A 12,742-nucleotide genomic window follows, 5' to 3' on the forward strand; every position below is an offset into this window, starting at 1 on the left:
AGCGTCCACGGGGCGGTGGAGCGAATTGCAGGCATGGACGACTATTCGGAATCGCGACGCGCCGGCGACCGCCTGGCCGCTGGGCATGGCCTTGACGACCCTTTCGCGGCCGCGATCCGCGCCACGCGGATGGCGACAATCGTCACCGACGCCGCCCAGGCCGATAATCCGATCATCTTCGCCAACGACGCCTTCCTGAAACTTACCGGCTATGAGCGCGACGAGGTCATCGGCCGTAACTGCCGCATGCTGCAGGGCCCCGACACCGACCGGCAGGCGGTGCAGGCGCTCAGCGCGGCGATCGCGGCCGGCGAGGACATCAATGTCGAGCTGCTGAACTACCGCAAGGACGGCTCGACGTTCTGGAACGCGCTCCATGTCTCGCCAGTGCGCAACGACGGCGGCGAGATCGTCTATTTCTTCGGGTCGCAGCTGGACGTCACCGACAAGAAGACCGCCGAGGCCAAGGTGCGCGAGCATCGCGACGACCTGGAACAGGTGATCGAGGCCCGCACACGGGAGCTGACCGAAGCCCTGGAGCAGAAGACCGCCCTGCTCCACGAGGTCGACCACCGCGTGAAGAACAACCTGCAGCTCATCTCCAGCCTGCTGCTGCTGCAAACACGACGGGTCCCAGACCCTGACCTGAAAAGCGCGCTGAAAAGCATGCTGGGCCGGGTGAACGCGATCGCCACCGTGCACCGCCGCCTGTTCCAGAGCGAGGACGTCGAGCGCTTCGACGTCTCGGCCTTCATCCGCGACATGGTCGCCGACCTGATGGGCTCGGCGGGTCGCGACGACATCGAGATGCAGCTGGACCTGGAGCGGGTCGACATCCCTGCCGCCAAGGCCGCCCCCTTCGCCCTGGTGGTCAATGAGCTGCTGACCAACGCGCTGAAGCACGGCTTCCCCGAAGGCCGGGGCGGCCGGATCTTTGTCGGCGTCAGCCGCCTCGACGGAGAGTTTCGGATCGAAATCACCGACAATGGCGTGGGCATGGACAAGCAGGCCAACGGCTTTGGCCTGACGATCGTCCAGCTGCTCTGCCAGCAGCTGAAGGCCAAGTGCGAGACCACGGACGCGGAACCTGGAACCCGCGTGGTCGTTCTCCTCCCTGTGAACGGCGCGCACTGAGTGAAGGACAAGGCTTTGGCTATGGGCGGAGGTGCGCTCGAAGTTTTGATCGTCGAGGATGAGATGCTTCTGGCCATCGAGCTGGAGCACCTGATCCAGGAGGTCGGGTGCCATCCCCTGGGATGCGCAATGAGCTCCGGCGAAGCCTTCGCCCTCGCCCAGCAGCTGCATCCGGACCTCGCTTTGGTGGACGTCCATCTCAGCGACGGTCCGACCGGCGTCGATGTCGCGCGGAAGATCTCCCAGGACTGCGGCGGCGTGGCGCTGTTCATGACCGCGAACGTCAAGCGTCTGCCAGACGATTTCGCCGGCGCCTGCGGCGTGATCGGCAAGCCCTACTCCGAGCACGGCGTGAAAACCGCCCTGGTCTATCTGGCCCACTGCCTGCGGGAAGGCCACGCGCCGGGTCCGACACCGGTCGGCCTGACCCTGGCGCCCGCCTACGCCGCGCTCTGGGGCCTGGACCAGACGCTAGGCCGCACGGCCTGATGGCGGTTTCGCCGATCACAGCCGTCGTCGGAACCGTCGCGGCCTTGCTGTCGATCACCAGCTTCGCACCGCAGATCCTCAAGATCTGGAAGGAAAAGGACGCATCGTCCGTCTCGCTGCGGACCTATGTCGTGACTGTCATCGGCTTTTCGTGCTGGATCGCCTACGGCGTCATGATCCGCGCCTGGCCCGTGATTGCGTCGAATATCGCCTGCCTGCTGATGTCCGGCGCGGTGCTGGCCATGAAGTGGCGGTTCGCGCGCCAAGCCAAGGGCTGAGCGTTTTTGATGACAGGGGGGGCGGGGTCCGCTATCGAGGCCCGCCTAATTTCCCTTCGAGGATCGCCGCCTTGACCGACGCCGCCGAGGAAGCTGGCTGGGCCACCGCCAAGACCCTGGCCGAGGCCCTGCCCTACATCCAGATTTACGACCGTGAGACGGTCGTGATCAAATACGGCGGCCATGCCATGGGCCAGGAAGAAGTGGCCAAGGTCTTCGCCGCCGACGCCGTGCTGCTGAAGCTCTTGGGCGTGCATCCGGTGGTCGTCCACGGAGGCGGTCCGCAAATCAGCCGCATGCTGGACAAGGCCGGCGTAAAGTCGACCTTCGTCGATGGCCTGCGCGTCACCGACGAAGCCACCATGGAAGTGGCCGAGATGGTGCTGTCGGGCGCCATCAACAAGGAAATCGCCAACTGGATCACCCTGGCCGGCGCCGAGGCCGACGTGCGCGGCGTGGGACTGTCGGGCAAGGACGCCCGGATGATCACCGCCGAGAAGGTCACCCGCACTCGCAAGGATCCGGACAGCAATATCGAGCAGGTCGTCGATCTGGGCTTCGTGGGCGAGCCGACCAAGATCGACCCCCACATCATCCAGGCTCTGTTGACCTCCGAGACCGACTACATCCCGGTGATCGCGCCGATCGGCGTCTCCACCAAGGGCGAGACCTTCAACATCAACGCCGACACGGTCGCCGGCGCCCTGGCGGGCGCGCTGAAGGCCAAGCGAATGCTGATGCTGACCGACATCAAGGGCGTGCTCGACGCCAATGGCGAGCTGATCCGCCAGATGACGATCGACGAGGCCCGCAAGCTGATCGAGACGGGCGTCGCCACCGGCGGCATGATCCCCAAGCTCGAGAACGCCATCCACGCCGTGGAATCGGGCGTCGAGGCCGTGGTCATCCTGGATGGTCGCCGGCCGCACGCCATGCTGGTCGAGCTGTTCAGCGAACACGGCGCGGGCACGCTGATTTCGAAATGATCGTCACCGACTTCATCCTCCCCCGAGCAGCGGGGGAGGGGGACCGCGAAGCGGTGGAGGGGGCGCTCGCCAGCGCTGGACGCCCCCTCCGTCACGGCGCGTATCCGCGCCGCGCCACCTCCCCCGCCTTGCGTGGGAGGAGCATCTGATGTCGGCCGACCTCACCCACGTCGACACCTGGCTCTTCGACCTCGACAACACCCTGTACCCGTTGGAAAGCGAGTTCATGGGGCTGATCGAGGCCAAGATGACCGACTTCGTCCAGCGCGAGACGGGCCTGCCCCGCGACGAAGCGCGCGCGCTGCAGCACAGCTACTTCACCGAGCACGGCACCACCCTGGCCGGGCTGATGATCAACCACGGCCTCGAGCCCAAGCGCTTTCTCGATGAGGTCCATGACGTAGAGATGGACCGGTTGACGCCCGATCCGGCCCTGCGCGCGGCGATCGCTCGTCTGCCCGGCCGCCGGCTGATCTTCACCAACGGCTCGCTGGGCCACGCCGAGCGGGTGCTGACGCACCTTGAGCTTCGAGACCTCTTCTCGGAAGTCTTCGCAATCGAGACGGCGGACTATGTGCCCAAGCCCGCGCTCGCCACCTTCGACAAGATCTGCAAGCTGCACGCCATCGACCCGCCGATGACCGCCTTCTTCGAGGACAGCGAAAAGAACCTCGTTCCGGCTTCGCGCATCGGCATGACCACGGTTCTGGTCGGCCCGCACGCGGCGGCCTCGACCTCCGAACACGTCCATTTCCGCACTCCCGACCTCGCTGAGTTCCTGAGCTCGGCCCGCCTGCAAGGAAGCCCGCAATGACCGCCGTCAGCCTGTCTGATCTGCAAACCGAGATCGAAGCCGCCTGGGAAGCCCGCGCCGACGTCTCGACCGCCACCACGGGCCCGGTCCGCACAGCCGTCGAGGAGGCGCTCCGGCTGCTCGACAGCGGCGAGGCCCGCGTCGCCGAGAAGATCGACGGCGAGTGGGTCACGCATCAATGGCTGAAGAAGGCCGTGCTGCTGTCGTTCCGCCTGAACCCCAACACCGTGATGCGCTCGGGCGCGCTGGGCGGCGGCGTCGGCCCGTGGTGGGACAAGGTGGCCAACAAGTTCGACGGCTGGGACGCCCCGCAGTTCGAAGCCGGCGGCTTCCGCGCCGTGCCGGGGGCCATCGTCCGCCGCGGCGCCCATATCGGCAAGAACGTGATCCTGATGCCCTCGTTCGTGAACATCGGCGGCTATGTCGATGAAGGCACGATGGTCGACACCTGGGTGACGGTCGGCTCGTGCGCTCAGATCGGCAAGAACGTCCACCTGTCGGGCGGCGTCGGCATCGGCGGCGTACTGGAGCCCCTGCAGGCCAACCCGACCATCATCGAGGACAACTGCTTCATCGGCGCCCGCTCGGAAGTCGTCGAGGGCGTGGTCGTCGGCGAAGGCTCGGTGCTGTCGATGGGCGTCTTCATCAGCGCCTCGACGAAGATCGTCGACCGCAAGACCGGCCAGGTCCATATCGGCAAGGTCCCGCCCTACAGCGTCGTGGTCCCCGGCAGCCTGCCCGACCCGAACGGCGGCCCCAGCCTCTACTGCGCGGTGATCGTGAAAACGGTAGATGCGCAGACCCGGTCGAAGACGAGCATCAACGACCTGCTGCGGGATTGATGGCGGCTTAGTTCCTCCCCCGCGTCGCGGGGGAGGAACTGGCGACCCCTACTTCGCCGCCTGGTTCAACTGCCTCTCGCTCTGCGCCGCGCCTTCCTTGGCGTCCTGCTTCAGGTCCCTGCCGGCTTGCTTGAGTTCTTGGCCGGCCTCACCGGCGGCTTCCTTCAGCTCCGCGCCGGTCTCCTTGGCGCTTTCCTTGATCGCGGTCCCGGCTTCCTTGACGTCCGGATCGTTGGCGATGGCCTTGGCGGCGTCCTTGACGTCGGCGGCGGCGGCCTTGGCGCCTTCCTTCACCTCGGCGGCGTGCTCCTGCGAGCAGGCGGCGAGCGACAGGGCGGCGGCGGCGGCGATCAGCATCAGCTTGGAACGCATGGTCGTGCTCCTTCTTGGGTCGCCTGAATAACGAGGCCCCAAGGCGCAGGTTCCGACTCCGGCTTTTCGCGACGGCCAGAGACGTCTAAACCCCCGCCATGCGCATCGCCTTCCTCGGCACACCCGATTTCGCCGTCACCTGCCTCGCCGAACTCGTCGCCTCCGGCCATGAGATCGTCTGCGTCTATTCGCAGCCGCCAGCCCCGCGCGGGCGCGGCCAGGACTTGAAGCCCTCACCCGTCCACGCTTTCGCCGAGGGCCTGGGCCTGCCGGTCCGCACGCCGGTCTCGATGAAGGCCCCCGAGGAGATCGAAGCCTTCCAGGCGCTGGACCTCGACGCCGCCGTCGTGGTCGCCTTCGGCCAGATCCTGGTGAAGGATGTGCTAGAGGCCCCGACCCACGGCTGTTTCAACCTGCACGCCAGCCTGCTGCCGCGCTGGCGCGGGGCCGCGCCGATCCAGCGGGCGATCATGGCTGGCGACCTCGTCACCGGCGTCCAGGTTATGCGGATGAGCGAGGGCCTCGACGAGGGTCCGATCCTGATGTCGCAGCAGGTCGCCATCGAAGACGACGACACCGCCGCCACCCTGCACGACAAGCTGGCCGCCACCGGCGCGCGCCTGCTGCCCGTGGCCCTGGCCGCCATCGAGCGCGAGGTCGTCCGCGAGACGCCTCAGGCCGAAGAGGGCGTCACCTACGCCAAGAAGATCAAATCGGCCGAGGCCCGCATCGACTGGACCCGCCCGGCCATCGAGGTTGATCGCCATATCCGCGGCCTCTCGCCCTTCCCCGGCGCCTGGTTCGAGGCGCAGTCCGACAAGGGTCCCGTCCGGGTGAAGGCCCTGCTGTCGCGGGTCGAGACGGCTTCCGGCGCGGCGGGAACCACCCTGGACGACGCCCTGCTGATCGCCTGCGGTGAGGGCTCCATCCGCCTGCTGAAGGCCCAGCGCGAGGGCAAGGGCGTCCAGGACGCACAGACCTTCACGCGCGGCTTCCCGATCGCGGCTGGGACCGTGCTGGCCTGATGCCCCGCTACCGCCTCCTCGTCGAGTATGACGGCCGCCCCTATGCGGGGTTCCAGGCCCAGGCGACCCTGCCCAGCGTGCAGGGGGCGATCGAGGCGGCGGTGAAGGCCTTCTGCGGGCAAGAGGTGCGCATCGCCGCCGCCGGCCGCACCGACACCGGCGTCCACGCCACCGGCCAGGTCGTCCATGTCGACCTCGAAAAGGACTGGCCGGCCCAGACGGTGTTCAACGCCCTCAACGCCCACCTGACCCGCGAGGCGGTCTCGATCCTCTCGGCCGAGGTGGCGGAAGGAGACTGGCACGCGCGGTTCTCGGCCAATGAGCGGCGCTACCTGTACCGGATCCTGAACCGCCGCGCCCCGCCGGCGCTGGACAAGGGCCGCGTCTGGCACATGAAGAAGGACCTCGACCACGAGGCCATGCACGCCGCCGCCCAGCATCTGGTCGGCCTGCACGACTTCACGACCTTCCGTGACATGCACTGCCAGTCCAAGAGCCCGGTGAAGACTCTGGACGTCGCCCGCGTGCGCCGGGTCGGCGAGGAAATCCATCTCGATTTCGAGGCGCGCTCGTTCCTGCATCGCCAGGTGCGCTCGATGACCGGCACCCTGGTCGAGGTCGGCGCGGGGCGTTGGACGGTGGACGACGTCAAGGCGGCGCTGGAGGCGCGGGATCGGCGCGAGTGCGGGCCCGTGGCGCCGGCGGATGGGCTTTATCTGGTGGGCGTGGGGTATGGGGACTAGCGCCGCAGGCCCCCACCTGACCGCTTCGCGGTCGTCCGCCCCCAGAGGGGGGCGGAAGGTGATCCGGCTCCTTCTTCCCCCTCTGGGGGAGGAGCGCCGAAGGCGCGGAGGGGGCGAGTGACCTGCCCTACAGCACCGAGCAATTCGTGATCTGGCTGAAGGCCTCCAGCGCCGCCGCGCCGACCACGCTGGTGCCGAAGCGATCCAGCTCCGGCGACCAGACCGCCACCGTCGCCTTGCCGGGGACCACCGCCACGATCCCGCCACCAACCCCGCTCTTGGCCGGCAGGCCCACGCGATAGGCGAAGCTGCCGACGCTGTCATAGATGCCGCAGGTCAGCAGCAGGGCGTTCAGCCGGCGGGTCAGGCGGTCGGGAAAGATCGTCTCCTGCGCCACCGGCGAGAAGCCGCCCGCCGCCAGGGGCAGGAAGGCCCGCGCCAGCTGGCGGCAGCTCATGGTTAGGGCGCACTGGCGACTGTAGGCGGCGACCACCGCCTCCGGCTCGTGCTCGATCGTGCCCTGGCCGCGCATCAGGCTGGCGATGGCGCGGTTCTGCCAGGCGTGGGCCAGTTCCGAGGCGGCGACGGCCGGGTCGATCTCCAATCGCTCGTCGCACAGGAAGCCGGCGAAGTCGCGGACCAGGGCGGCCGGGTCGCGGGTGACGTTCATCAGCACGTCCGTCACCGCCAGGGCGCCGGCATTGATGAACGGGTTGCGCGGCACGCCCCGCTCGGCCTCCAGCAGGGAGAGGTGGTTGAACGGCGTGCCCGACGGCTCCTTGCCGACGCGGGTCCAGATCTCGTCGCCGATCCGGTTGAGCGCGAGGCCCAAGGCCAGGACCTTGGTGATGCTCTGCAGCGAAAAGGCCTCGTCGGCGTCGCCGACCACGTGCTCGCCGCCGTCGAGCGTGCGCACGGCCATGCCGAACTTGGTCCCCGGCACGCTGGCCAGTTGCGGGATGTAGTCGGCGGGTCTGCCCTTGCCGAAGTGCGGCTTCACCAGCACGGCCACCTCGGCCAGGACGTCGGGGATCGAGAGCGCCTTCATTCTCGTCCCCGTCCAGGTCAGGCGAACGCCGCGAAGTAGCGGCCGATCAGGGCCTCGTAGGCGCCGGCCAGCTGGCGGACCTCCTCGACCGGGACCCGCTCGTCGACCTGGTGCATGGTCGAGCCGACCAGGCCGAACTCGACGACCGGGCACAGGGCGCGGATGAAACGAGCGTCGCTGGTGCCGCCGGTGGTGGACAGCTCCGGCGCGCGGCCGGTCGCGTCGGTCACGGCGGCCACGATCACGTCGGTGAAATCGCCCGGCTCGGTCAAGAACGCTTCGCCGCTGATCTTGCACAGGGCGCTGGCGGTCCCGTCGAAACCTTCCGCAGCCTTGGCGCACTCGGCCTCGATCCAGGCGGCCAGGTCCTTGCCCTTGTGGGCCGGGTTGAAGCGGATGTTCACCCGCGCCTTGGCGGCGGCGGGGATGACGTTAGTGGCGGTGTTGCCGACGTCGATCGTGGTCACTTCCAGGTTCGACGGCTGGAAGCCGGTATAGCCCTCGTCGAGCACCCGCGCCTTCAGGGACGACAGGATATCGACAAGCACCGGGATCGGGTTGGCCGCCCGGTGCGGATAGGCCACGTGGCCCTGGCGGCCCTCGACCGTGATCCAGGCGTTGATGCTGCCGCGCCGGCCGATCTTGACCATGTCGCCCAGCAGATTGGCCGAAGTCGGCTCGCCGACGATGCAATGGTCGATGATCTCGCCCTCGGCGGCCAGGGCCTCGACGACCTTGACGGTGCCGTCCTCGGCCACGCCCTCCTCGTCGCCGGTGATCAGGAAGCTGATCGAGCCGGGATGGTCGGGAACCTTAGCGACGGCGGCGACGAAGGCGGCGATCGCGGACTTCATGTCGACCGCGCCGCGGCCGTACAGCACCCCGTCCTTGATCTCGGCTTCGAACGGCCCGGCGGTCCACGCCGCGTCATCGCCCACGGGCACCACGTCGGTATGGCCGGCGAAGCACAGGTTCGGTCGCGCCGTCCCGCGCCGGGCGTACAGGTTCTCGATCTCGCCGAACTTCATCCGGCGGCAGGCGAAGCCCAGGGCCTCTAGCTGGCGCTGCAGCGTGTCCATCGCGCCCGCGTCGGCCGGGGTCACCGACGGACGTCGGATCAGGGCCTGGGCGAGCTCGACGGGATCAATGCTGACGGAAACGGGCGCGGGGCTGTTCATAATCTTGCCTTTAGGCTTCCCTTCCGTCCGACGCAAACCCGGCAAAGCTCTTCCACGGACCGCCCATGCCCAAGATCAATCTCGCCTCGGCTCCCACGCGCGTCGGCACGGGCTATCCGCCGCCGTTCAACGCGCCTTGCGTGGGCCGTCATCGCACCAAGCTGGGCGACGCGGTCGGCCTCACCCAGTTCGGCGTCAACCTGCTGCGCCTGCCGCCGGGCCAATGGTCCAGCCAGCGCCACTGGCACACGGCCGAGGACGAGTTCACCTGGGTCGTCGAGGGCGAGGTGGTGCTGGTCGACAATGACGGCGAGACGGTGCTCAAGGCCGGCGACTGCGCGGGCTTCAAGGCCGGGGTGGCGAACGGGCACTGCTTTCAGAACCGTTCGGATCGCGACGTGCTGCTGCTGGAGGTGGGGTCGCGGCGGCCCGGTGAGGACGGATGTGACTATCCGGATATCGACCTGGTGCTGCGGGAGGGGGAGAGCGGCTACCGCCATCGGGATGGGACGCCGTATGAGACGGAGACAGGTCGGACGCGATAACGGCTCTGAGCGTCAGCGCGACTTGAGCGCCTCAATGGGAACGCGCGTCACCTGCACGTCCTCCTTGTTGGCGGCGTAGCCGACATAGAGCCAGCCATTCCAGACCACGCTCTTGGGATAGTGATAGCCGGGCCGCTTGTACTGACCCTCAAAGCGCAGCGGCTGCAGGTCGGCCTGGCCGCGCAGCTTCCAGCTGCGATCGAAGAGTCGGCCGTCGCGACTGACCGTCACGGCCAGGGGGATCCGGGGCCGGGCGCTGTTGGGGGCGTTGACCAGATAGGCCGAACCGTCCGGCAGGTTGCCGGCGCTCTGCTTGGCGCGCGCGTCAGGCATGTCGGTCAAAACGGGCGTGTTCCAGGTCGCGCCCCGATCGCAGCTTGCCGACGCCAACTGGCGGAAGCTCAGCTCCTCGTCGCGGAACACCATGACCACGCAGCCGTCAGCGCGGCGGAACAGGCTGGGCTCGATCTCGCGGCTGAGGCGGCGTTCGTGCGGGGCGGCGGCGGTCGAGACGTCGCGCGGCAGGTTGGTCATCCGCCCTTGCGTCCAGCCCGTGACGCCCAGGGGATCATCAGTGTGGAAGGGCTGGGCGATCATGCCCGGCCGCAGATGAAAGGCCGTGAATACCCGCCCGTCGATCAGGTGGGGATCCTGCTCGATCACGCCCTCGATCGGCTGGCCGTCAACGCCCAGCACCCGACGCGGAGAGCTCCAGGTTAGCCCGTCCCGACTGGTTCGATACTCGGTGTAGCCGCCGGCGCCCGATTGGAAGCCCTCGGGCCAGACATTGGCGTAGGCGACCAGCGTCCGGCCGTCCGTCCACCAGCCGCCGCTCGAGCGCATCAGGCCGTTTGTGCCAGCGGACGCGAGTGTCTTGGGCTGGCTCCAGGCGCGACCGTCGTCGCTGACACTGTACGCGACCCAGGTGTCGGTCGAGTCCTCGTCGCGTGCCGAACTCTGCCATTGGGCATAGAGCTTTCCATTGAACGGGATCAGCACCACGCCGTTGCTGAATTTCTCGGTCTCGGGACCGGGGGCAAAGATCGTAAAGGTTTCGGAGCCGGGCGCGGCTTCCAGCCCAAGGTCCGCCTCCCCCGCCTGGAACAGGCCCGACTTGATCGCATAGGGCGCGGACGCCGGTGCGGCGCCCATGAAGGTGATCGCCAGGCTGGCCGCCAGGATCTTGAACATGAGCGCGGCCTCCCGAACGATCAGCCGCTGACCAGCCTTAAGCCGCCCGGCGCGCCTTCTTGACCTTGGCGATGGCGCGGTCGCGGCGCAGGCGCGAGAGGTGGTCGATGAACAGGACGCCTTCCAGGTGGTCCATCTCGTGCTGGATGCAGACGGCGAACAGGCCCTCGGCCTCCTCGACGACCGTCTCGCCCTGGTAGTTCAAGTAGCGCAGGGTGACCTTGGCCGGACGCTCGACCTCGTCGAAATACTCCGGCACCGACAGGCAGCCTTCCTCGTAGACGAAGGCTTCTTCCGAGCTCGACAGGATCTCGGGGTTCACAAAGTAGCGCGGGGCCGGCTCCTCGCCCTCGCGGGCCAGGTCCATGGTGATGACTCGCACCGGCTCGCCGATCTGCACGGCGGCCAGGCCGATGCCAGGCGCGTCGTACATGGTCTCCAGCATGTCATCCATCAGGGCGCGCAGTTCGTCGGTGACGACCTCCACCGGGGTAGAAATCTTCTTCAGGACCGCCAGGTCGGCGGCGTTATCGACGGTGAGGATGCGACGGATAGCCATGATGTTCGTCAGGTAGGCGCGTCATTTCCGAGGGTCAAGGTGGGAGATTGCCCCACGGCCGGCTCGGCGCTCAACTTCGTGAGAGGACGCACGCCCTGCTCCACTATCGCGGGCTCGTCGATCTTCTTGCCCTCGTGGTCGACGGAGAGGTCCTCGAACCGGCGCGCCTGGGTCAGGACCTGGCTCTCCAGAGAGCCGACGAACTGGTTGTACTTGCCCACCGCGCTCTCCAGCGCCTTGCCCATGGCGCCGGCGTGGGCGCCCATGACCGACACGCGCTTGTAGAGCTCGCGGCCGACCTCGACGATGCGGGCTGCGTTCTTGGCCTGGTCTTCGGCCCGCCAGCCATAGGCGACGGCCTTGCAGAGGGCGAACAGGGTCGTGGGCGTGACCAGCACCACGCGGCGGTCCATGGCCTCGGCCATCAGCTCGGGCAGGCGGTCCAGAGCGGCCGCCAGGAAACCGTCGCCCGGCACGAACATGGCCACGAAGTCGGGCGAGCCCTCGGCGTTGAACTGGTCCCAATAGGCCTTGGACGACAGGCCCTGCATGTGGGCGCGGACGCTGGCGGCGTGGCGAGCCATGGCCGCCTCGCGCAGCGCCTCGTCGGTGGCGTCCTGCGCCTCGAGGAAGGCGTTCAGCGAGCACTTGGCGTCGATCACGAACACGCCGCCGCCCGGCAAGGTGACCTTGACGTCGGGACGGCGGCGGCCCTCGTCGCTGTCGACGCTGAACTGCTCCTGGAAATCGAAGCGGCTGTTGAGGCCGGCGGCCTCAAGCACGTTACGGAGCGTCTGCTCGCCCCAGCGGCCCTGGACGCCGGCGCCGCGCCGCAGGGCGGCCGACAGCTTGCGAGCCTCGGCCTGGGTGGCGGTCGAAGCCTCCAGCAGGGCCGCGATCTGGGCCTTGAGGCCGCCGGTCTCCTCGGCGCGGACCTTCTCGACGGCGTTCACCTGGGCCTCGAACTTGGCCAGGGTTTCGGCGACCGGCTTCAGCTGGGCCTCCAGCCGGGCCTCGGCCAGGCGCTCGCGGCTCTTGGCGTTCTCGTCGGCGCGCTTGATCAACTGCTCGGCGATCGCGTTGGCGCTCTGGGCCGCCTGGGCCTTGATCAGCTCGATCTGGGTGGCGCTCTGGTCCTCAAGCAGGCGGTGGCGCTCCTCGGCCTGGGCCAGGCGCTCGTTCAGCAGCCAGGCTTCCGCCTCGGCCTTGGCGGCGCGGCGTTGAGCGCTCACGGCCCACAGCCCCAGCGCCACGGCGGCCAGGGCGAAGACAAGGGCCAGGATCAAAAACGGATCGGAGAAGTTCATGCTCCGTTCCTACCGGGAGTCGGCGGCGGCATAAAGGCCGCCGCCCCTAACGATCACTCGTCGCCGTCGGCGATGTCGGCGATCAGGCCGTTGATCGGCTCCTCGTTGAAGCTGGTCACGTTGTGGCCCTTGTCGTGCACGCCGACCTTGGCGACGTGCGGGGCTTCGATCTCGGCCTCGGGGGCCTTGTCCTCGGGCGTGCTCATTTAATCTATCCCTCCACTGTCGCGT

At 68.1% G+C, this 12,742-nt stretch carries 16 protein-coding genes and 1 pseudogene; 10 read left to right on the forward strand and 7 right to left on the reverse strand.

Going from position 1 to position 12,742, the window contains the following annotated elements; all coding sequences use genetic code 11:
- Positions 1-33: 33 nt before the first annotated feature.
- From CSW59_RS11130 to dapD, 7 genes and pseudogenes are all read left to right on the forward strand, one after another.
- Positions 34-1,134 (forward strand): PAS domain-containing protein, encoded by a 1,101-nt coding sequence (locus tag CSW59_RS11130; protein ID WP_099444103.1) that lies wholly within the window; start codon positions 34-36, stop codon positions 1,132-1,134.
- 21 nt (positions 1,135-1,155) lie between these two features.
- Positions 1,156-1,623, forward strand: a complete 468-nt coding sequence (locus CSW59_RS11135) for a response regulator (protein WP_099444104.1) — start codon at positions 1,156-1,158, stop codon at positions 1,621-1,623.
- A complete protein-coding gene (locus CSW59_RS11140) occupies positions 1,623-1,901 on the forward strand; it encodes a SemiSWEET family sugar transporter (RefSeq protein WP_099444105.1) in 279 nt (92 codons plus the stop codon). Before CSW59_RS11135 ends, CSW59_RS11140 begins: the two co-directional genes overlap by 1 nt.
- Positions 1,902-1,972: 71 nt before the next feature.
- Positions 1,973-2,887 (forward strand): acetylglutamate kinase, encoded by a 915-nt coding sequence (argB, locus tag CSW59_RS11145; RefSeq protein WP_099444106.1) that lies wholly within the window; start codon positions 1,973-1,975, stop codon positions 2,885-2,887.
- Positions 2,884-3,029 (forward strand): annotated as a pseudogene (locus CSW59_RS21845) (hypothetical protein); the annotation flags it as partial. The gene argB and the pseudogene CSW59_RS21845, both read left to right, overlap by 4 nt.
- Positions 3,030-3,035: 6 nt before the next feature.
- Positions 3,036-3,701: a pyrimidine 5'-nucleotidase gene (locus tag CSW59_RS11150; RefSeq protein WP_099444107.1), complete on the forward strand. Its 666-nt coding sequence runs from the start codon at positions 3,036-3,038 to the stop codon at positions 3,699-3,701.
- Positions 3,698-4,543 carry a 2,3,4,5-tetrahydropyridine-2,6-dicarboxylate N-succinyltransferase gene (gene dapD, locus CSW59_RS11155; protein WP_099444108.1) on the forward strand — a complete coding sequence of 282 codons (846 nt, stop codon included), beginning with the start codon at positions 3,698-3,700 and terminating at the stop codon, positions 4,541-4,543. The genes CSW59_RS11150 and dapD overlap by 4 nt, the downstream gene beginning before the upstream one ends.
- A gap of 48 nt (positions 4,544-4,591) precedes the next feature.
- Here dapD and CSW59_RS11160 read toward each other — a convergent pair whose 3' ends face one another.
- Entirely contained in the window at positions 4,592-4,915 is a 324-nt protein-coding gene (locus tag CSW59_RS11160) for a cell surface protein (protein WP_099444109.1), read from the reverse strand.
- 98 nt (positions 4,916-5,013) lie between these two features.
- On the opposite strand from CSW59_RS11160, the gene fmt reads away from it, so the two are divergent.
- Together fmt and truA are read left to right on the forward strand one after the other, a co-directional pair.
- A complete protein-coding gene (fmt, locus tag CSW59_RS11165; protein WP_099444110.1) occupies positions 5,014-5,940 on the forward strand; it encodes a methionyl-tRNA formyltransferase in 927 nt (308 codons plus the stop codon).
- Positions 5,940-6,683 (forward strand): tRNA pseudouridine(38-40) synthase TruA, encoded by a 744-nt coding sequence (gene truA, locus CSW59_RS11170; protein WP_099444111.1) that lies wholly within the window; start codon positions 5,940-5,942, stop codon positions 6,681-6,683. Before fmt ends, truA begins: the two co-directional genes overlap by 1 nt.
- A 127-nt stretch (positions 6,684-6,810) precedes the next feature.
- Here truA and CSW59_RS11175 read toward each other — a convergent pair whose 3' ends face one another.
- Together CSW59_RS11175 and dapE are read right to left on the reverse strand one after the other, a co-directional pair.
- Entirely contained in the window at positions 6,811-7,731 is a 921-nt protein-coding gene (locus CSW59_RS11175; protein ID WP_099444112.1) for a glutaminase, read from the reverse strand.
- A gap of 17 nt (positions 7,732-7,748) precedes the next feature.
- Positions 7,749-8,909 (reverse strand): succinyl-diaminopimelate desuccinylase, encoded by a 1,161-nt coding sequence (dapE, locus tag CSW59_RS11180; protein ID WP_099444113.1) that lies wholly within the window; start codon positions 8,907-8,909, stop codon positions 7,749-7,751.
- A 65-nt stretch (positions 8,910-8,974) separates the two neighbouring features.
- Between dapE and CSW59_RS11185 the strand changes: the two genes are divergently transcribed.
- A complete protein-coding gene (locus tag CSW59_RS11185) occupies positions 8,975-9,454 on the forward strand; it encodes a cupin domain-containing protein (protein ID WP_099444114.1) in 480 nt (159 codons plus the stop codon).
- Between the two features lie 12 nt (positions 9,455-9,466).
- Here the strand turns inward: CSW59_RS11185 and CSW59_RS11190 are convergent, their stop codons facing one another.
- From CSW59_RS11190 to CSW59_RS11205, 4 genes are read right to left on the reverse strand one after another with little or no spacing between them, the layout of a single operon-like run.
- Positions 9,467-10,645 carry a sialidase family protein gene (locus CSW59_RS11190; RefSeq protein ID WP_099444115.1) on the reverse strand — a complete coding sequence of 393 codons (1,179 nt, stop codon included), beginning with the start codon at positions 10,643-10,645 and terminating at the stop codon, positions 9,467-9,469.
- A 37-nt stretch (positions 10,646-10,682) separates the two neighbouring features.
- Positions 10,683-11,204, reverse strand: coding sequence for a peptide deformylase (def, locus tag CSW59_RS11195; protein ID WP_099444116.1), 522 nt, complete (start codon positions 11,202-11,204; stop codon positions 10,683-10,685).
- A gap of 8 nt (positions 11,205-11,212) precedes the next feature.
- Positions 11,213-12,511, reverse strand: coding sequence for a DNA recombination protein RmuC (locus tag CSW59_RS11200; protein WP_099444117.1), 1,299 nt, complete (start codon positions 12,509-12,511; stop codon positions 11,213-11,215).
- A 53-nt stretch (positions 12,512-12,564) separates the two neighbouring features.
- A complete protein-coding gene (locus CSW59_RS11205; RefSeq protein WP_099444118.1) occupies positions 12,565-12,717 on the reverse strand; it encodes a hypothetical protein in 153 nt (50 codons plus the stop codon).
- Positions 12,718-12,742 lie beyond the last annotated feature (25 nt).

Source organism: Caulobacter sp. BP25 (assembly GCF_002737755.1).
GTDB lineage: Bacteria > Pseudomonadota > Alphaproteobacteria > Caulobacterales > Caulobacteraceae > Caulobacter.

Bases quoted from the DNA above. Each gene is read 5' to 3' on its own strand.
- CSW59_RS11130 (WP_099444103.1), top strand. From the start codon at position 34: ATGGACGACTATTCGGAATCGCGACGCGCCGGCGACCGCCTGGCCGCT.
- CSW59_RS11135 (WP_099444104.1), top strand. From the start codon at position 1,156: ATGGGCGGAGGTGCGCTCGAAGTTTTGATCGTCGAGGATGAGATGCTT.
- CSW59_RS11140 (WP_099444105.1), top strand. From the start codon at position 1,623: ATGGCGGTTTCGCCGATCACAGCCGTCGTCGGAACCGTCGCGGCCTTG.
- CSW59_RS11150 (WP_099444107.1), top strand. From the start codon at position 3,036: ATGTCGGCCGACCTCACCCACGTCGACACCTGGCTCTTCGACCTCGAC.
- dapD (WP_099444108.1), top strand. From the start codon at position 3,698: ATGACCGCCGTCAGCCTGTCTGATCTGCAAACCGAGATCGAAGCCGCC.
- CSW59_RS11160 (WP_099444109.1), bottom strand. From the start codon at position 4,915: ATGCGTTCCAAGCTGATGCTGATCGCCGCCGCCGCCGCCCTGTCGCTC.
- fmt (WP_099444110.1), top strand. From the start codon at position 5,014: ATGCGCATCGCCTTCCTCGGCACACCCGATTTCGCCGTCACCTGCCTC.
- truA (WP_099444111.1), top strand. From the start codon at position 5,940: ATGCCCCGCTACCGCCTCCTCGTCGAGTATGACGGCCGCCCCTATGCG.
- CSW59_RS11175 (WP_099444112.1), bottom strand. From the start codon at position 7,731: ATGAAGGCGCTCTCGATCCCCGACGTCCTGGCCGAGGTGGCCGTGCTG.
- dapE (WP_099444113.1), bottom strand. From the start codon at position 8,909: ATGAACAGCCCCGCGCCCGTTTCCGTCAGCATTGATCCCGTCGAGCTC.
- CSW59_RS11185 (WP_099444114.1), top strand. From the start codon at position 8,975: ATGCCCAAGATCAATCTCGCCTCGGCTCCCACGCGCGTCGGCACGGGC.
- CSW59_RS11190 (WP_099444115.1), bottom strand. From the start codon at position 10,645: ATGTTCAAGATCCTGGCGGCCAGCCTGGCGATCACCTTCATGGGCGCC.
- def (WP_099444116.1), bottom strand. From the start codon at position 11,204: ATGGCTATCCGTCGCATCCTCACCGTCGATAACGCCGCCGACCTGGCG.
- CSW59_RS11200 (WP_099444117.1), bottom strand. From the start codon at position 12,511: ATGAACTTCTCCGATCCGTTTTTGATCCTGGCCCTTGTCTTCGCCCTG.
- CSW59_RS11205 (WP_099444118.1), bottom strand. From the start codon at position 12,717: ATGAGCACGCCCGAGGACAAGGCCCCCGAGGCCGAGATCGAAGCCCCG.